Origin of the sequence: Kosakonia sacchari SP1, assembly GCF_000300455.3 — a bacterium.
Lineage (GTDB): Bacteria > Pseudomonadota > Gammaproteobacteria > Enterobacterales > Enterobacteriaceae > Kosakonia > Kosakonia sacchari.
On the sequence record NZ_CP007215.2, the window covers coordinates 4,530,823 to 4,548,126 of the forward strand.

Sequence of the window (17,304 nt, forward strand, 5' to 3'; positions counted from 1 at the left end):
TCCTTATCAGGCGTTAAGCTCGATTTTCTTGCCGTTGACCATCACGCCAGCGGCGTTAATGGTGATGGTTGAGCCACCCGCTGAAATCTCCACGCTGCCGTTGCTAATCAGAATGCCGCTTTCGCCGACGTTGATCTGGAAAGTATCCGTTGCGCTGTCCGCCACGCTGCCCTGGGTAAAACGGGTGTCGCCGCCGGTAATGCTCAGCGTGCGTCCGGCACCAATATTCACCTCTTGCTTTTGCACCACCGTGCGCACTTCACTGCTGCTGACGGTGACATTGCGGTTGCCGGTCACTTCCAGCGTCTGGTCGCCGGTGACCTGCACGGTGCGGTTTTGCTGCACGCTCACTTTTTCGTTGCCCTGCACGGTGCGGGTTCTGTCCTGCACCACGGTCAGCGTCTGGTTGCCTTGCACAGTGCCGGTGTTGTTGCTCTTCACCGTGGTGGTGTGGTTGCCGGTAATGGTCTCGTCGCGGTTTTGCTCGACACTGAGGGTTTCATTGCCTTTCACGCTTTCCGTGCGGTTCTGCTGCACGGTGGTGGTTTCGTTACCGTTGATGGTTTTGCTGCGATCCTGGCCGATGGTGACAGTCTCATTGCCGTCCACCGTGCGGGTACGGTTCTGTTTGATATGGCTGGTTTCGTCTTTGCCAACGGTTTTGGTGCGGTTGCTGCCGACATCATGGGTTTCGTCGTTTTCGACTTCGGTATCCATGTTGCGCTCAGCATGCAGCCAGAGCTGCTCTTCCCCGGGTTTATCTTCAAAGCGCAGGGCGTTAGCGTTATCCGGCGAGCCATCTTTCGAGCGGCTCATAAAGCCCATCTGCGTCGCCGCCGCCGGCAGCGCCCACGGCGGCATGCTGGCTTCGTTATAGACGCGGCCAATAATTATCGGTCTGTCCGGCTCGCCGTTAATAAAATCGACCACCACTTCATCGCCCACGCGCGGGATCTGCACACCGCCGTAGCCCTGGCCTGCCCACGCGCTGGAGACGCGCACCCAGCAGGAGCTGTTTTCATCGCCCTGGCTTTGCCGATCCCAGTGGAACTTCACCTTCACGCGGCCATATTTGTCCGTCCAGATCGACTCGCCTTGCGGCCCGACCACGCGCGCGGTTTGCGGGCCATAGGTGCGCGGCCAGTCGGTGACCATCGCCGGGCGGAAAGGCGTCGCCGCCGGGATAACCGTAAAGGCGATATTGTGCTGCGACGTGAATGAACCGCCGGAGGCGTACTGGTTTTCTTCAAATGCATACTGTGCGCCAATCACCAGCCACTGGGCGTTATCGGCGAAGTTGGGCGCATTGGTAAGCCGAAAAAGATGGCCGGGCGCGATACCGGTCGCGGTGCCGGAGCCTTGCATTTGCTGCTGCTCCGCTTGCCATGCCTGCTGGCGAATACGCGCGTATGATTCACCGTCGCCATGCTCAACAAAGCGGCCAGGCCAGTCATAAACATCGATTTTCCCGGGGCTTGGCGAAACGGGGTTTTGCAGGGTTTGCAGCATCCAGGCGTGCGGCTTTCGGAAATCATAATCATCGGTGCTGTACAGACCCGGCGTAACGACATGGCGCGCCAGTAACTGGCTGACGCCCTCTTCGTTGACCGCGCCGCCGCCGGTTTGCGCATGCCAGGGAATGGTGTCGTAACCGGGAAACGCCTCGGCCTGCGAGTAGTCGTCCATCAGCACCAGCGTGTGGCCCTCTTTACTGTGGCGAAACAGGTAGCTGATGCCTTCCAGTTCCAGCAAACGGCTGATGAAGTGGAAGCTGCTTTCGCCATACTGCACGCTGTAATCCCACTGGCGGTAGCTGCGCGTCAGTTTGTCTTCAATTTTGACGTTGTATTCGGAAAACAGCGTTTTGGCGATATCCGGCACGCGCTGCTGCTGGAAAATGCGGAAGTTACGATCGCGCATCATCGGCCAGAAATCGGGTTCCAGCGTTGCCTGGTACGCCGCGTACTGCGTGCCGTCCAGCTCTTCGGTACGTACCGAAACAGCGGTCACTTTCCCGGAAAGATAGCGTTCGTTGCCCGGCATCTGGCACGGGATAACCACTGTCATCTCCTGCCCGAGCAGTTTTTGCCGATCAAGGGTGAAGTCTTTGCTCAGCAGGTCAACCTGAAAACGAAAAGGGGTGGAAAGGTGTTCTTCCCCTTTCAATTTCCAGAACAGGAGTGAATCACTGCCAACGGATGACAGGACGGTTATCCGGTTAACCATACGTATTCCTTGGTAGCGGCGGCGAATATTTCGGGAGAAAACGATTTGCGGGAAATCATTCAAAAGAAACTTATACGCGCGCGTATTATTTACTAACGACCAATGATTACGATTAATATTATCTGCAGTTCATAAAAACGACAGTTAAATGCACCTCAGAATCGTCTTATTTTATAATTAAAATAATAACTTATTTAAAATCAATTCAGTGCAAATTTCCATAATAAAATAATGGACTTCAGGTTATTCGATTCAGCTAACAATTAATAATAACGCATCATATATTCTTTTATTTCTTACGATATCCCCTAAGCGAAACTTACGCATTGTAAATTAAAAATAGATATCAGTTTATCTGCATTTTTATCGCCGAGGCATACTTTGAAGTCCACGATGACTAATTTGCTGGAATTCCCTCAATTCGGTGAATTAATCTTTGGTGGAAAAGAAATGCTATTTACGCCAGGAGCCCATATTGAAGGCTTGGATATTCACCGTGTTGTTCCCAAAGGCAACCCGCAACTGAAAGCCACAATGGATAAAACCGAGGTTGCGCTCAAAGCCGACTGAATGAATCAACGCATATTGCACGAATGCTTCGGCGCGGATGTGTCAATGTAACCCGCAGACGCAGAATAAAAAAAACCCCGCGAGGCGGGGTTTTTACGTTTGCGGCGTAACGCAAATCAGAACGGAATGTCGTCGTCGAAATCCATCGGCGGTTCGTTAGACGGTGCCGGTGCAGACTGCTGCTGCGGGCGAGACTGCGCGCCGCCGCTAAACTGATTGCCACCCTGCGGCTGCTGAGGCTGACCCCAACCGCCCTGCTGCTGGCCGCCGCCTGCCGGTGCGCCTCCACCCTGACGACCGCCCAGCATCTGCATGGTGCCGCCAACGTTAACCACTACTTCAGTGGTGTATTTTTCCTGACCGGATTGATCGGTCCATTTGCGGGTACGCAGTTGACCTTCGATATAAACCTGAGAGCCCTTACGCAGGTACTCGCCGGCCACTTCCGCCAGCTTGCCAAACAGCACAACGCGGTGCCATTCGGTCTGCTCTTTGGTTTCGCCGGTCTGCTTGTCACGCCAGGATTCGGAAGTAGCCAGCGTAATGTTGGCAACTGCGCCACCACTCGGCATATAGCGTACTTCCGGGTCCTGGCCCAGATTACCGACGAGAATCACCTTGTTTACGCCTCTGCTGGCCATATTGTGTCTCCTGAAAACGTTGCTTGATTCTTAGTAGTGTAAACGCGCGATTGTAGCATTACAAAGCCACACTTAGATAGCTGCGAGGAGGATTCCAGATTATCGCCGCGCGCCATAGTTTGACATACCCGAAGCGAAGATGCATGCGAATACTGTATATTCATTCAGGTTAAATTGTGTCATAATTAGCCGTTTCTGACCGCTGGTTGTCCTTCAAACACACCAGGCAAAAAAGTGTTCCTCCGGGTAAAAGGTGAATGGATTGGATAAGATAGAAGTACGGGGCGCCCGCACCCATAATCTCAAAAACATCAACCTCGTCATCCCTCGCGACAAACTGATTGTCGTTACCGGGCTGTCGGGTTCTGGTAAGTCCTCCCTGGCTTTCGACACACTCTATGCCGAAGGGCAGCGTCGTTACGTTGAATCGCTCTCAGCGTATGCGCGTCAGTTTCTGTCGCTGATGGAAAAACCGGACGTTGACCACATTGAAGGTTTATCGCCCGCCATTTCTATTGAACAAAAATCGACATCTCACAACCCGCGCTCCACCGTCGGCACGATCACGGAAATTCACGATTACCTGCGTCTGCTGTTCGCCCGCGTCGGCGAGCCGCGTTGCCCGGATCACGATGTTCCTCTGGCGGCGCAAACCGTGAGCCAGATGGTGGATAACGTGTTGTCGCAGCCAGAAGGCAAACGCCTGATGCTGCTGGCGCCGGTTATCAAAGAGCGTAAAGGCGAGCACACCAAAACGCTGGAAAATCTTGCAAGCCAGGGTTACATCCGTGCGCGTATTGACGGCGAAGTGTGCGATCTCTCCGATCCGCCAAGCCTCGAGCTACAAAAGAAACACACCATTGAAGTGGTGATTGACCGTTTTAAAGTGCGCGAAGACCTCGCCCAGCGCCTGGCCGAATCGTTTGAAACCGCACTGGAACTTTCCGGCGGCACGGCCGTGGTTGCCGATATGGACGAGCCGACCGCCGAAGAGCTGCTGTTCTCCGCCAACTTCGCCTGCCCGATTTGTGGCTACAGCATGCGCGAGCTGGAACCGCGTCTGTTCTCGTTCAACAACCCGGCTGGCGCATGCCCGACCTGCGACGGTCTGGGCGTGCAGCAATATTTCGATCCCGATCGCGTGATCCAGAACCCGGAGCTGTCGCTGGCCGGCGGCGCGATCCGTGGTTGGGATCGCCGTAACTTCTACTATTTCCAGATGCTGAAATCGCTGGCGGAACACTACAAATTCGACGTGGAAGCGCCATGGGAAAGCCTGAGCGCCAACGTGCAGAAAGTGGTGCTGTTTGGTTCCGGTAAAGAGTCGATTGAGTTCAAATATATGAACGATCGTGGCGACACTTCCGTGCGTCGTCACCCGTTTGAAGGCGTGCTGCATAACATGGAGCGTCGTTACAAAGAGACGGAATCCAGTGCGGTACGTGAAGAACTGGCGAAGTTTATCAGCAATCGTCCGTGCGCCTCCTGTGAAGGGACGCGTTTGCGTCGCGAAGCGCGCCACGTCTTTGTCGAAAACACCCCGCTGCCGACCATTTCCGATATGAGCATCGGCCATGCGATGGACTTCTTCAACAACCTGAAACTTTCCGGCCAGCGGGCAAAAATCGCCGAAAAAGTGCTTAAAGAGATTGGCGATCGGCTGAAGTTCCTGGTCAACGTCGGCCTGAACTACCTGACGCTCTCGCGCTCGGCGGAAACGCTCTCAGGCGGTGAAGCGCAGCGCATTCGTCTGGCAAGCCAGATTGGCGCAGGTCTGGTAGGCGTTATGTACGTGCTGGATGAGCCTTCAATCGGCCTGCACCAGCGCGATAACGAACGTCTGCTCGGCACGCTTATTCATCTGCGTAACCTCGGTAACACGGTGATTGTCGTCGAACACGACGAAGACGCCATTCGCGCCGCCGACCATGTGATCGACATTGGCCCTGGCGCGGGCGTACACGGCGGCCAGGTGGTGGCCGAAGGGACGCTGGATGCCATCATGGCGGTGCCGGAATCCCTGACCGGGCAGTACATGAGCGGCAAACGTAAAATCGAACTGCCGAAACAGCGCGTGAAAGCCGATCCGGAAAAAGTGCTGAAGCTGACTGGCGCGCGCGGTAACAACCTGAAAGATGTGACGCTGACGCTACCAGTGGGCCTGTTCACCTGTATCACCGGCGTTTCCGGTTCCGGTAAATCGACGCTGATTAACGATACGCTGTTCCCGATCGCCCAGCGTCAGTTGAACGGTGCGACCATCGCCGAACCTGCGCCGTATCGCGATGTGCAGGGACTGGAGCATTTCGATAAAGTCATTGATATCGACCAGAGCCCAATTGGGCGTACGCCGCGCTCCAATCCGGCCACCTATACCGGTGTCTTTACGCCGGTGCGCGAGCTGTTTGCCGGTGTGCCGGAGTCCCGCTCGCGCGGTTACACGCCGGGGCGCTTCAGCTTTAACGTGCGCGGTGGTCGCTGCGAAGCGTGCCAGGGTGATGGTGTAATCAAAGTTGAGATGCACTTTCTGCCGGATATTTACGTGCCGTGCGACCAGTGCAAAGGCAAGCGCTACAACCGCGAAACGCTGGAGATCAAATACAAAGGCAAGACTATCCATGAAGTGCTGGATATGACTATCGAAGAAGCACGCGAGTTCTTCGATGCCGTTCCGGCGCTGGCGCGTAAGCTGCAAACGCTGATGGATGTTGGCCTGACCTATATTCGTCTTGGACAGTCGGCGACGACGCTTTCCGGCGGTGAAGCCCAGCGTGTGAAGCTGGCGCGCGAGCTGTCGAAACGCGGAACCGGGCAGACGCTCTATATCCTCGACGAACCGACCACCGGGCTGCACTTTGCGGATATACAGCAGTTGCTGGATGTGTTGCATCAGTTACGGGATCAGGGCAACACCATTGTGGTGATTGAGCACAACCTTGACGTGATTAAAACGGCGGACTGGATTGTCGATCTCGGCCCGGAAGGCGGCAGCGGCGGCGGCGAGATTCTGGTCTCCGGCACGCCGGAAACGGTCGCCGAATGCGAAGCCTCTCATACGGCGCGCTTCCTCAAACCGATGCTGAAGTAATTACACGGAGAGTTGCTGCCGGACCTGTTCCGGCACCAACTCAATCGCCTGCTGATACGACGCATCCACCAGGTAGTAAATCTGCGAATCCGGTAACGAACCATCCAGGTAAACGGTGCTCCAGTGCGCTTTATTCAAATGGCGACTGGGGCGCACATCTGCATGCTGCTGGCGCAGTAAATCCGTCAGTTCGGGGCTTGCTTTCAGCGACGCGGCCGGCCGCCCTTCCACCTCTTTCACCATCGCAAACAGCACATCCGCAACTTTGATTTGTGTTGCTTTCCAGTCGCTATGCACGCTCTGTTCAGCGCCGGGCTTCGCCATGCAATATTGCAATAACTCGGAAATTGTCACTTTTGCTTCTCCTTGTCATATCGTGGTGGGGATCGTGATCAGCATAAATACGTCATTAAAGCGTAGTGTATGGATAAAAAAATCGTGGGTCGTTACAAAACCTGACGATTAACACAACCTAAACAGAACAGAGAACGCTGGAACCTTTTGTGTTTTAGAGTGACAAATAGTTACAAGTAGAAAGTAACCGTTATTTTTTCATTTTTTTCAATAATATAAAAACAGCACATTGATGTGCAATTGATTGCGGATAAAAGAGAAAACTCCCGGAGATGCCTGATGAGCATATTACATGGCGAGAAGAAAACCGTCCTTGTCGCTGAAGATGATAGCGATATAGCCGGTGTGATTATTGCTTACCTTGAGCGCGACAAGTTCGCGGTGATTCATGCCTCTGATGGCGAAAAAGCAATCAGGATGGCAGAACAATATCAGCCTGATTTTATTATTCTGGATATCAAGATACCGAAAAAGGATGGCTGGCAAGTACTGATGGAGCTGCGCCAGACCACCGATATCCCCATTATGATGCTGACCGCGATGGACACCGATGCGGATAAAATCCAGGCATTAAAAACGGGCGCTGATGATTTTCTAGTGAAACCGTTCAACCCGGAGGAATTAGTCGCCAGAGTGCATGTTATTTTAAAAAGAAGCCAGCAATATCATGCCCGAGAAAACCTGAAACTGTATAAAACCAGAAATATTGAAATTAATAAAATTACGCACCAGGTTTACGTTGGTCCGATGAAAATGGATTTATCTACAGACTTAACTTCAACAGAATTTAAGATATTGATGCATTTAATTCGCTACCCGCAACGTGTCTTTACGCGCGAAGAGATTATGAATTCTTGCATGCCAGAGGGTAATGCCTGCGATCGTACTGTGGATAGCCATGTCAGCAAATTAAGAAAGAAGATCCAGCAGGCGGGCATTGTCAATGTGCCGGAGTGCGTACGCGGCTTCGGCTATCGGCTGGGAGATTAATCTAACAAAACAGGCTTCTGGCGGGGGATAACCACCGCCGGAAGCGTTCATTAAAACAGCGTCCTGCCCAACGGCAGAATGTCGCACCACTGTTTTTTATAGTGCCAGTAATCTTTATAGACCCCGAGAGAAAATTTAAATTTTTTATCTTTCGCGAGACATAACTCTTTCGCTTTGCAGATATTCACCCACAATAAAATACTGCCTAAATTAAATTCAGGGTAGTCTTGCGAATATCCGCCATTAATATCATCGAAATAAAAATAGCCATCACATTCTGCCATAAAAATAATATCAAATGCGCAGGGGCGACCATGAATAAAAAGCACAGCACCAAAGAGTAAATGCCGTAATGCAGCAAATGTTCTGATTAAGTCATCACGCGCAAAACAGTAAATTTTAGCCTGCCAGCGCTGCTTGAACACGTCGATATAAATATCGGCCAGTTCGCTATCTGAAAAGTCATTAACCCACCGAATTTCACCGCCACAGGCAAGAAACTTTTTCATTTCGCCGTTGCGTTTTTTCTGTGACGCTTTCGAGAGGCTCTCTTTGACGTAGCAGAGCTTGTTTTTTAAATAACGGCTGAATAAAACATTGAGAAAATCTGTGCGATGGTGCGGCGACAGCCGCTTAGTAACCGTAGGTAAATACCCTACCTTTTTCGTTTGCAGCGGCAGCATGATGTCATCAAAAACAAAGGGATAACGCCGGTCCTGTAGCGATAGCGAACCCTTCACCGCGTAACACGCGCCAACGTATACCTGCTTACGACGAATGACGTAAAAATCCAGCTTCGCCCCCGTTTCAGCACTTAAAAATTGCAGCACATCCGGATGTGTACAGACAGAACCGCCAAATTGTTGCCAGACCATTTTGTAGGTGGCGAAATCGCACGGTTCCCAACCGTACAGCCACGCGAAAACATTCCGTAAAACCATAACTACCCCGTGTTATCAGACGCACCCACACGTCTTTATGCAGGCTTATAACCGGGGTATATGGAGGTTTGATGGAGCGGCTACTCTCCTTGCAGCGTGGCGATGATTTTGCGCGAGCCGCCGTGAATGCGGTGCTCGCCAAGCCAAATTCCCTGCCATGTGCCCAGCGCCACGCGCCCGTTTTGCACAGGCAACAGCAGAGAAACGCCTAACAGCGAGGATTTAATGTGCGACGGCATATCATCCGGCCCTTCGTAATCATGCTCATACGGCGCGTTGTCCGGCACGGCTTTTAGAAAATGCTGCTCCATATCGTGGCGCACGGTGGGATCGCAATTTTCGTTCAGGGTGAGCGAAGCAGAGGTATGTTGCAGCAACAAGTGCAGCAAACCAACGTTAATGCGGGAGAGATCGCGAAGTTGCCCAAGCACCTCATCCGTCACCAGATGAAACCCGCGCGACTTCGCGCCAAGCGTAAGGGTTTGTTGATACCACATGCCTATCTCCTGTCAGCAAAATGAACTCTTGTCAGTGTGGCAGCATGTTGCCAAAACAGGAAAGCCAGGGCTAATACTCGGAGTTCACAATCACTTCCTCGCCCAGCGCACCCGCCTGCGGTAAAGGGCGATAGGTCGAGTTTGCAGCGCGTAGCACGCGAATTGGCCGGGCTTCGCTTTCTCGTGCCGCGGTAATATCGCTGTCTGAATCGCCATAGAAAATGCGGATTTTATTTGCTTTCAGCCACTGGGTTTTGCTGTTCTGGCCGGGCTTATCGCCGGCGAAAATCACCGGATTCATATTGGCCGCAGGAATAAGAAAATCGTCCTGTAGCGTTTTACTCACCGTTTCCGTTTTTGTCGGGGTACGGCCGGTGATGAAAAAGATGCTGTCACCGCGCTTTACATGCATCGCGATCAGATGGCGGGCCACTTCTTTCGGAATACTGAAGTCGTCCCAGCCGTTGTTCATCTTTTCCCAAAATGCCGGGTTTTGGAGATAGGCTTCGCTCTCCGGTGACCAGGTTTTTTTACCGCGCCAGAAACCGGGGCTGGAAAACAGCACCGTATCGTCAATATCAAACCCGACCGCCATGGGTGGGCGTTCGATCAGAGAATTTTCAATTTGCGCCACAGAAACCCAGTGAACAGGTGCCTGTTCGGCGAGTCTGGCAACATTGGTGCCTTCAGATACCGGCGTGGGTGCCGATGCGTAAACCGCGCTGCCAAACGTCATCCACAGGCAGACCGCACCGAGTGCGCGTATGAACTTTCGCATATTTATCCCTAAATTATCAGTTCGTTATGTTTTATAAATGGTGCGAATGGTCAAAATGTTACCAGACCATACCCTGTGAGGCCGATGAAAAAAAGGATTTTTTGCAGATTATTCAGAGAATAAGCGAATACTGAGGCATAAATAATCCCCTGCCAGAACGCAGGGGACAGGGAAAAGTAAGTGGATGCTTACATTACTGCGGCGAATGCTTGCGCCACGCGGTGCACATTGCGGCTATTCAGACCGGCAACGCACATCCGCCCGCTGGCGATGAGATAAACGCCAAACTCTTCACGCAAACGATCAACCTGCGCCGCGCTCAGGCCGGTATAACTGAACATCCCGCGCTGTTTAAGCAGGTAATCGAAATTACCGCCCGGTACTGCCTCCTTCAGCACGGTGACCAGTTCCTGGCGCATCGCCAGAATACGCGTACGCATGGCTTCCACTTCCGCCAGCCAGGAGGCTTTCAGGCCTGCGTCGCCAAGCACTGTCGCGACCAGCTGTGCGCCAAAATTCGGTGGGCTGGAGTAGTTACGGCGCACGGTGGCTTTGAGCTGCCCCAGCACACGGCTGGCGGCGTCCGCATCGTCACACACCACGGAAAGCCCGCCCACGCGCTCGCCATACAGCGAGAAAATTTTCGAAAATGAGTTGCTGACCAGCGCAGGCAGCCCGGCGTGGGCAACCGCGCGGATGGCATACGCATCGTCTTCCATTCCGGCACCAAAACCCTGATAGGCGATGTCGAGGAACGGGATCAGATTGCGCGCTTTCAACACCTCAACCACCTGGTCCCACTGCGCGTGAGTGAGATCCGCACCGGTTGGGTTATGGCAGCAGGGATGCAGCAGCACAATGCTCTGTGCGGCCAGGGTGTTCAGTTTTTCCAGAAATGCTTCAAAACGCACGCCATTAGTGGCGCTGTCGTACCAGGGGTAAGTACTCACTACAAACCCGGCCCCTTCAAATATCGCAACATGGTTTTCCCAGGTCGGGTCGCTGACCCACACGCCGGAATCTGGAAAGTAACGTTTCAGAAAATCTGCGCCGACTTTCAGCGCACCGGAGCCGCCTAATGTCTGGATGGTAGCAACACGTTTTTGCGCCAGTACCGGGTGTTCTGCACCGAATAGCAGCGGAGCGATGGCGTTGCGATAGCTGTTTAGCCCTTCCATCGGCAGATACACCGACGCACCATGAGGCTGTGCGTTCAGGCGCGCTTCGGCCTCGGCAACCGCCTGCAAACGCGGGATGATTCCGTCTTCGTTGTAATACAGCCCGATACTGAGATTGACCTTATCGCTGCGGGGATCTTCTTTAAAGCGCTCCATTAACGACAGAATCGGGTCGCCGGCGTAGGCGTCAACTTTCTGAAACACGCGTGTACTCTCCAGGTTTACAGTAGGCAAGAACCACCACAATAAACCGGAAGCAGAGGAAGATCGAGAGCAGTAACAGCGGTGTTAAAAAATAAGCGCTTTAGCCGCGCAGCACGGTGAGAATTTGCGCCACACGCTCGCTTACCGAACCGTATACACGCAGAAAGGGAATGCCGCGTTGCGTCAGTTGTTCGTTGTACCAGGCCTGCTGGCGCTGGCGGAAGGTTTCATCCTGGCGGGTGCCGTCCTGCACAAACGGGAAATCGTCCTCGCACAGCACCACGAGATGATAATGCCGCTGCGCCAGTGCATAGAGCGCATCAGGCGCGTGGCCAAACATCGCCAGCGTATAGAACAGCGTCGTCAGCGGCGAGGTGTCACATACCAGCCACTGCCGGGCATCGGCGGCATCTTCGCGTTGTACCTGCGTTTGTGCAATCGGCAGCATATCGTCATAAACCAGTTCACCGCCCTTTTCGTCCCAGCGTTCGCGGCCATATTCCGCCACAAACGCCGTATCCAGCGCTTGTGCCAGCGCGATGCTCAGCGTGCTTTTGCCGGTCGATTCACCGCCCAGCAGACAAATGCGCTGCACGAAATCCCGGTAAACAACGGACGCTAACATCTGCCGACAGCGATGAACATCATTGCGAATCAGCGTACCAGAGGGCGCTTGCTCTCCCTGCTCACGCTGCAAACGCACATGCACGACAAGGCTGGCGAAGCGTTCGCTGAGTACGCGGGCAAAGCCGTCACCGTACTCTTCGGCGGTAAAAACCGCCTGCGGTTGGCAATGCAGCACTTGCAAACAGATATCGGCCATGTAGTGACGGTGCAGATCGCCATCGGCGTCGTTATGCGGCGGTGCGCGCAACCCGGTATCAGCAAGGTACTGCGGTGTTAACACCAGAATGTCGCATTGCGGGAAACGCGCACGCAGCCAGCGCTCGCGCTTTTCCGGCTCGCATCCTGGTAACTCTGGCACAGAGTAGCTGACGATCCACAGGCGTTCGCACTGTTCCAGCGCAGCGTTAATCAATCGTTCGTGGCCGAAGTGCAGCGGTGCGAATTTACCGACGATTAACCCGCTGGCAAAGCGCTTCATCGCGCAGCCATCGCTTTGCGCCACTGATACAGACCATGCCAGGCGTTACACCAGAAGACAAGGTACAACCCGGCGGTGAGCCAGAGATCGCGGGCGGCATACAGCGGCACGGCAATGGTGTTAACCAGCAGCCAGAAATACCAGCTTTCGAGCCTGCGCCCCATCAGCATAAATTGCGCGAGCACGCTGAAAACCATAATGGCGGAGTCCAGCCACGGCGACCACGCGTTGGTAAAACGGTGCAACAGCCAGGCGTAACACCCGGCGACAACCAGCGCGCCCGCTAACATCAGCAACAAATGGTTAAGCGGCGTTTTGCGCACCGCCAGTTCGCTGCCGTGGTTACCTTTCAGCCAGTTGATCCACCCGGCAATACTGCTGGCAATAAAGAACAGTTGCAGCGTGACATCGGCATAGAGCTGTACAGAATAGAACACCCAGCCATACAGCACACAGCCGATAATCCCCGTCCACCAGGTGTGCATGTTATTGCGCGCGGCAAGCCATACAGAGAGGGCATAGGCCAGGCAGGCGGCGATTTCCATTGGCGACAAGGCGCAATCCTTTTAGTTGATGTATTTTAATGTCGCCCGCGACGTCAGGCGCGTGATAAGTTCGTAAGCACTTACTTTTGTTGCTTCAGCAATGCGTTCAACAGGCAAACCTTCACCCCACAGCACCACTTCATCACCGGCTTTGTCTTGCGCATCCGGGCCGAGATCAACGCAAATCATATCCATTGCCACACGCCCGACAATCGGCACTTCGCGGCCGTTGATCAGCACTGGCGTACCCGAAGGTGCAGCGCGCGGATAGCCATCGCCATAACCCATTGCGACCACGCCTAAACGCGTGTTACGCGTACTTTCCCATGTGCCGCCATAGCCCACCGCATCGCCCGCATTATGTTCGCGCACCGCAATCAGTTGCGAAGTGAGCGTCATGGCAGGCTGAAAGCCGAAATCGGCACCCCACGGTTTACTCTCGAGCGGCGAAACGCCGTACAAAATAATGCCAGGACGAATCCAGTCGAAGTGCGATTGCGGCCACAGCAGCGTACCACCGGAAGCGGCTATGGAACGCAGGCCGGGTTTACCGTTGGTAAAGGTGGTGAAGATATCAAGCTGGCGCTCTGTTGCGCCGCATTCCGGCTCGTCGGCGCGGGCAAAATGGCTGGCAACGTTGACCGGCTGGCACACATTTTTGCACTGTGACAAGCGCGTATAAAACGCCTCAGCTTCGTGCGGATGTACGCCAAGGCGGTGCATACCGGTATCGAGCTTCATCCACACGGTCACAGGCGCTGTCAGCGTCGCGGTTTCCAGCGCTTCGAGCTGTTCAAGGCTGTGAATCACCGTATGAAGCTGATGTTCAGCCACCAATGGCAGATCGCTGGCGGCGAAGAAACCTTCCAGCAGCAAAATCGGTTGTGTGATGCCGCCCGCGCGTAATTGCAGGGCTTCTTCAAGACGGGAGACACCGAAAGCATCGGCATCGGGGAGCGTTCGCGCGGTCTCGAGAAGACCGTGTCCATAGGCGTTCGCTTTCACGACCGCAACCACGCGGCTGGCGGGAGCCAGTTCACGCAGGCGTTGCAGATTGTGTCGCAGAGCGCGGCGGTTAACTACTACGGTTGCCGCTTGCATTTACATTACCCTTAAAGCAATCGTCAATATCATTCGTGTGCAGGAAAGCGACAAGCCCGTCGATCCCGGTGGTGTTGTAAACCAGGCGGCCGGGATCCGCGGAGGCAGCCAACGCCCCTGTAATGCGAAGGATGAAGAGGATTTATTCGTCGTCGTATTGTGGCCCTGCATAATTATCAAAGCGCGACCACTGCCCGTTAAATGTCAGACGCACGGTACCGATCGGCCCGTTACGCTGTTTACCAATAATGATTTCTGCAATGCCTTTTAAGTCACTGTTTTCGTGATAAACCTCGTCACGATAAATAAACATGATCAAGTCGGCGTCCTGCTCGATGGAGCCAGATTCACGCAAGTCGGAGTTTACCGGACGTTTGTCGGCGCGTTGCTCCAGCGAGCGGTTAAGCTGCGACAGTGCCACCACCGGCACTTGTAACTCTTTCGCCAGCGCTTTTAGCGAGCGGGAGATTTCAGCGATTTCCAGCGTACGGTTATCCGACAACGACGGCACACGCATCAGTTGCAGGTAATCGATCATGATAAGCCCAATGCCGCCATGCTCGCGGGCGATGCGCCGCGCACGGGAGCGAACTTCCGTCGGCGTCAGGCCGGAAGAGTCATCAATATAGATATTGCGTTTTTCCAGCAGGATGCCCATGGTGCCGGAGATGCGCGCCCAGTCTTCATCGTCCAGTTGACCGGTACGAATGCGCGTCTGATCGACACGTGAAAGGGAGGCCAGCGAACGCATCATGATCTGTTCGGAGGGCATCTCAAGACTGAAGATTAATACCGGTTTATCCTGCAACATCGCCGCATTTTCAACGAGGTTCATCGCAAATGTCGTTTTACCCATCGATGGACGCGCGGCGACAATAATCAAATCCGACGGCTGTAAGCCCGCCGTTTTCTTATTAAGATCGTCATAGCCCGTATTCACACCGGTGACACCGTCATGCGGCTGCTGGAAAAGCTGTTCGATACGCGAAACGGTCGCTTCCAGCACATCGGCGATGTTTTTCGGGCCTTCGTCTTTATTCGCGCGGCTTTCGGCGATTTTAAAAACGCGGGATTCGGCAAGGTCGAGCAGATCTTCACTGCTGCGCCCCTGCGGATCAAAGCCGGCGTTGGCGATTTCATTTGCCACCGAAATCATTTCGCGCACTACCGCACGTTCGCGAACGATATCGGCATAAGCACTGATGTTTGCCGCACTTGGCGTATTTTTGGAAAGCTCCGCCAGGTAAGCAAAACCGCCAACAATGTCCAGTTGCCCCTGCAGCTCCAGCGATTCCGCAAGCGTTATCAGATCGATGGGTTTGCCCATCTCCTGTAAGCGGTGCATCTCGGTAAAAATATGACGGTGCGGACGGGTATAAAAATCATCCGCCACGACACGTTCGGCGACATCATCCCAACGCTCGTTATCCAGCATTAAACCGCCCAACACCGACTGCTCCGCTTCAATAGAATGCGGAGGCACTTTCATCCCCTCGAGCTGTACGTCGCGGGTTTCAGTCTGTTTGTTGAAGGGTTTATTTCCTGCCATAGTGAATGGAGCTATCCGGGTTATGAATGGGTTGAGAGATTATCACATCAGGAGGAAGCATGGCGACGAGAATAGAATTTCAAAAGCATGGTGGGCCTGAGGTGCTTAAAGCGGTTGAGTTCACTCCCGCAGCGCCAGCGGAAAACGAAGTGCAGGTAGAAAATAAAGCCATTGGCATCAACTATATCGATACCTATATCCGTAGTGGGTTATATCCGCCGCCAGCGTTACCAAGCGGGCTGGGCACCGAAGCGGCAGGCGTGGTCAGCAGAGTGGGCAGCGGCGTCACGCAGGTAAAAGTGGGCGATCGCGTGGTGTATGCGCAATCAGGTCTGGGCGCGTACAGCTCGGTGCATAACGTTTTGGCGGATAAAGTCGCGGTGCTGCCAAACGCTATCTCCTTCGAGCAAGCGGCGGCATCGTTCCTGAAGGGGCTGACGGTGTTTTATCTGCTGCGCAAAACCTACGAAATCAAGCCCGATGAAATGTTCCTGTTCCATGCTGCCGCCGGTGGTGTCGGGTTGATTGCGTGTCAGTGGGCAAAAGCACTCGGCGCGAAACTGATTGGTACCGTGGGTTCCGCGCAAAAAGCGCAGCGCGCATTACAGGCGGGCGCCTGGCAGGTGATCAACTATAGCGAAGAGAATGTGGTGGAACGTGTCAAAGAACTCACCGGCGGTAAAAAGGTGGCGGTGGTGTACGACTCGGTAGGGAAAGACACCTGGGAAACGTCGCTTGATTGTCTGCGACGTCGCGGATTGATGGTGAGCTTTGGCAACTCTTCCGGCCCGGTGACCGGCGTGAATCTGGGTATTCTTAACCAGAAAGGCTCGCTCTACGCCACTCGCCCTTCCCTCAATGGCTATGTCACTAACCGGGAAGAGTTGCAGGAAGCCAGTAATGAGCTGTTTTCGCTGATTGCCAGCGGGGTTATCAAAGTGGATGTGGCCGAGAGCCAGAAGTTCGCGCTACACGATGCACAGCGGGCGCATGAAGTGCTGGAGAGCCGGGCGACGCAGGGCTCCAGTCTGTTGATCCCTTAAGCTAATCGCCTGAAAGAATTAGGGCTTCCCGTGGGAAGCCCTTTCTTTTTTAGTTCGGCTGCATTGTAGGGTACAGCGCGATGAATTCGTTAACGTCGCGATAGTGACAGATTTAATAAGTAAATCCTATTCGGTTCTAAGCAATGTACCTGGAAAAGTCTTCGGTATGTGACGAACCACGCAATACTTTAGTAACGCCAACGGTTATTGCGTTGATAACGTGGAACCTTCGGTTCTTTCACGGCACGGATAATCCAGACAACGGCGACGGCCAGCAGCAGCCATGGCAATAGCTTGATCATCAACGCGAAAAGCCCGCCGAGGAACATAACAGCCGTTGCCACCAGCAACGCCGCAATGATGCCCAGCAGCGAAACGCCGGTCACCAGCAACATGATAAAAAAGCCTACGACAAACAGTAATTCCAGCATGATGGATCTCCCCAAGAGGTAACTCTCGCTGTTATTACAAGAAACATGCCAGGAAAAATTAGC

At 53.9% G+C, this 17,304-nt stretch carries 16 protein-coding genes; 4 read left to right on the forward strand and 12 right to left on the reverse strand.

What is annotated here, in order from left to right; genetic code table 11:
* Positions 1-6 precede the first annotated feature (6 nt).
* Positions 7-2,226 (reverse strand): type VI secretion system Vgr family protein, encoded by a 2,220-nt coding sequence (locus C813_RS44390; RefSeq protein WP_017459458.1) that lies wholly within the window; start codon positions 2,224-2,226, stop codon positions 7-9.
* A gap of 393 nt (positions 2,227-2,619) precedes the next feature.
* On the opposite strand from C813_RS44390, the gene C813_RS47330 reads away from it, so the two are divergent.
* A complete protein-coding gene (locus C813_RS47330) occupies positions 2,620-2,796 on the forward strand; it encodes a hypothetical protein (RefSeq protein WP_017459457.1) in 177 nt (58 codons plus the stop codon).
* A gap of 116 nt (positions 2,797-2,912) precedes the next feature.
* On the opposite strand, the gene ssb1 is transcribed toward C813_RS47330, so the two are convergent.
* Entirely contained in the window at positions 2,913-3,437 is a 525-nt protein-coding gene (ssb1, locus tag C813_RS44395; RefSeq protein ID WP_017459456.1) for a single-stranded DNA-binding protein SSB1, read from the reverse strand.
* A gap of 262 nt (positions 3,438-3,699) precedes the next feature.
* Here ssb1 and uvrA point away from each other — a divergent pair, with 262 nt between their 5' ends.
* Positions 3,700-6,525, forward strand: coding sequence for an excinuclease ABC subunit UvrA (uvrA, locus tag C813_RS44400; RefSeq protein ID WP_017459455.1), 2,826 nt, complete (start codon positions 3,700-3,702; stop codon positions 6,523-6,525).
* On the opposite strand, the gene C813_RS44405 is transcribed toward uvrA, so the two are convergent.
* On the reverse strand, positions 6,526-6,879 hold the full coding sequence (locus C813_RS44405; RefSeq protein ID WP_017459454.1) for an MmcQ/YjbR family DNA-binding protein: 354 nt from the start codon (positions 6,877-6,879) through the stop codon (positions 6,526-6,528).
* A gap of 279 nt (positions 6,880-7,158) precedes the next feature.
* On the opposite strand from C813_RS44405, the gene C813_RS44410 reads away from it, so the two are divergent.
* Positions 7,159-7,869 (forward strand): response regulator, encoded by a 711-nt coding sequence (locus tag C813_RS44410; RefSeq protein WP_017459453.1) that lies wholly within the window; start codon positions 7,159-7,161, stop codon positions 7,867-7,869.
* Positions 7,870-7,919: 50 nt separating this feature from the next.
* On the opposite strand, the gene C813_RS44415 is transcribed toward C813_RS44410, so the two are convergent.
* From C813_RS44415 to dnaB, 8 genes are all read right to left on the reverse strand, one after another.
* A complete protein-coding gene (locus C813_RS44415) occupies positions 7,920-8,810 on the reverse strand; it encodes a GNAT family protein (protein WP_017459452.1) in 891 nt (296 codons plus the stop codon).
* Positions 8,811-8,890: 80 nt separating this feature from the next.
* Positions 8,891-9,307, reverse strand: a complete 417-nt coding sequence (locus tag C813_RS44420) for a secondary thiamine-phosphate synthase enzyme YjbQ (protein ID WP_017459451.1) — start codon at positions 9,305-9,307, stop codon at positions 8,891-8,893.
* A gap of 70 nt (positions 9,308-9,377) precedes the next feature.
* Positions 9,378-10,085, reverse strand: coding sequence for an acid phosphatase AphA (gene aphA / locus C813_RS44425; RefSeq protein ID WP_017459450.1), 708 nt, complete (start codon positions 10,083-10,085; stop codon positions 9,378-9,380).
* Positions 10,086-10,273: 188 nt separating this feature from the next.
* Complete coding sequence (tyrB, locus tag C813_RS44430) at positions 10,274-11,467, reverse strand: aromatic amino acid transaminase (protein ID WP_017459449.1); 1,194 nt, start codon at positions 11,465-11,467, stop codon at positions 10,274-10,276.
* Between the two features lie 100 nt (positions 11,468-11,567).
* A complete protein-coding gene (locus C813_RS44435; protein ID WP_017459448.1) occupies positions 11,568-12,572 on the reverse strand; it encodes an AAA family ATPase in 1,005 nt (334 codons plus the stop codon).
* Positions 12,569-13,126 (reverse strand): nicotinamide riboside transporter PnuC, encoded by a 558-nt coding sequence (gene pnuC / locus C813_RS44440; RefSeq protein ID WP_025263765.1) that lies wholly within the window; start codon positions 13,124-13,126, stop codon positions 12,569-12,571. The genes C813_RS44435 and pnuC overlap by 4 nt, the downstream gene beginning before the upstream one ends.
* Before the next feature lie 12 nt (positions 13,127-13,138).
* Positions 13,139-14,218 (reverse strand): alanine racemase, encoded by a 1,080-nt coding sequence (gene alr, locus C813_RS44445; RefSeq protein WP_017459446.1) that lies wholly within the window; start codon positions 14,216-14,218, stop codon positions 13,139-13,141.
* A gap of 142 nt (positions 14,219-14,360) precedes the next feature.
* Complete coding sequence (gene dnaB, locus C813_RS44450) at positions 14,361-15,767, reverse strand: replicative DNA helicase (RefSeq protein ID WP_017459445.1); 1,407 nt, start codon at positions 15,765-15,767, stop codon at positions 14,361-14,363.
* A 59-nt stretch (positions 15,768-15,826) separates the two neighbouring features.
* Between dnaB and C813_RS44455 the strand changes: the two genes are divergently transcribed.
* Positions 15,827-16,810 (forward strand): quinone oxidoreductase, encoded by a 984-nt coding sequence (locus C813_RS44455; protein WP_017459444.1) that lies wholly within the window; start codon positions 15,827-15,829, stop codon positions 16,808-16,810.
* Between the two features lie 188 nt (positions 16,811-16,998).
* Here the strand turns inward: C813_RS44455 and pspG are convergent, their stop codons facing one another.
* A complete protein-coding gene (pspG, locus tag C813_RS44460) occupies positions 16,999-17,241 on the reverse strand; it encodes an envelope stress response protein PspG (protein WP_017459443.1) in 243 nt (80 codons plus the stop codon).
* Positions 17,242-17,304: the final 63 nt, after the last annotated feature.

Coding starts and splice junctions, on each gene's coding strand:
- ssb1 (WP_017459456.1), bottom strand. CDS start 3,437: ATGGCCAGCAGAGGCGTAAACAAGGTGATTCTCGTCGGTAATCTGGGC.
- C813_RS44410 (WP_017459453.1), top strand. CDS start 7,159: ATGAGCATATTACATGGCGAGAAGAAAACCGTCCTTGTCGCTGAAGAT.
- C813_RS44435 (WP_017459448.1), bottom strand. CDS start 12,572: ATGAAGCGCTTTGCCAGCGGGTTAATCGTCGGTAAATTCGCACCGCTG.
- C813_RS47330 (WP_017459457.1), top strand. CDS start 2,620: ATGACTAATTTGCTGGAATTCCCTCAATTCGGTGAATTAATCTTTGGT.
- dnaB (WP_017459445.1), bottom strand. CDS start 15,767: ATGGCAGGAAATAAACCCTTCAACAAACAGACTGAAACCCGCGACGTA.
- C813_RS44390 (WP_017459458.1), bottom strand. CDS start 2,226: ATGGTTAACCGGATAACCGTCCTGTCATCCGTTGGCAGTGATTCACTC.
- alr (WP_017459446.1), bottom strand. CDS start 14,218: ATGCAAGCGGCAACCGTAGTAGTTAACCGCCGCGCTCTGCGACACAAT.
- C813_RS44420 (WP_017459451.1), bottom strand. CDS start 9,307: ATGTGGTATCAACAAACCCTTACGCTTGGCGCGAAGTCGCGCGGGTTT.
- pspG (WP_017459443.1), bottom strand. CDS start 17,241: ATGCTGGAATTACTGTTTGTCGTAGGCTTTTTTATCATGTTGCTGGTG.
- C813_RS44455 (WP_017459444.1), top strand. CDS start 15,827: ATGGCGACGAGAATAGAATTTCAAAAGCATGGTGGGCCTGAGGTGCTT.
- aphA (WP_017459450.1), bottom strand. CDS start 10,085: ATGCGAAAGTTCATACGCGCACTCGGTGCGGTCTGCCTGTGGATGACG.
- C813_RS44415 (WP_017459452.1), bottom strand. CDS start 8,810: ATGGTTTTACGGAATGTTTTCGCGTGGCTGTACGGTTGGGAACCGTGC.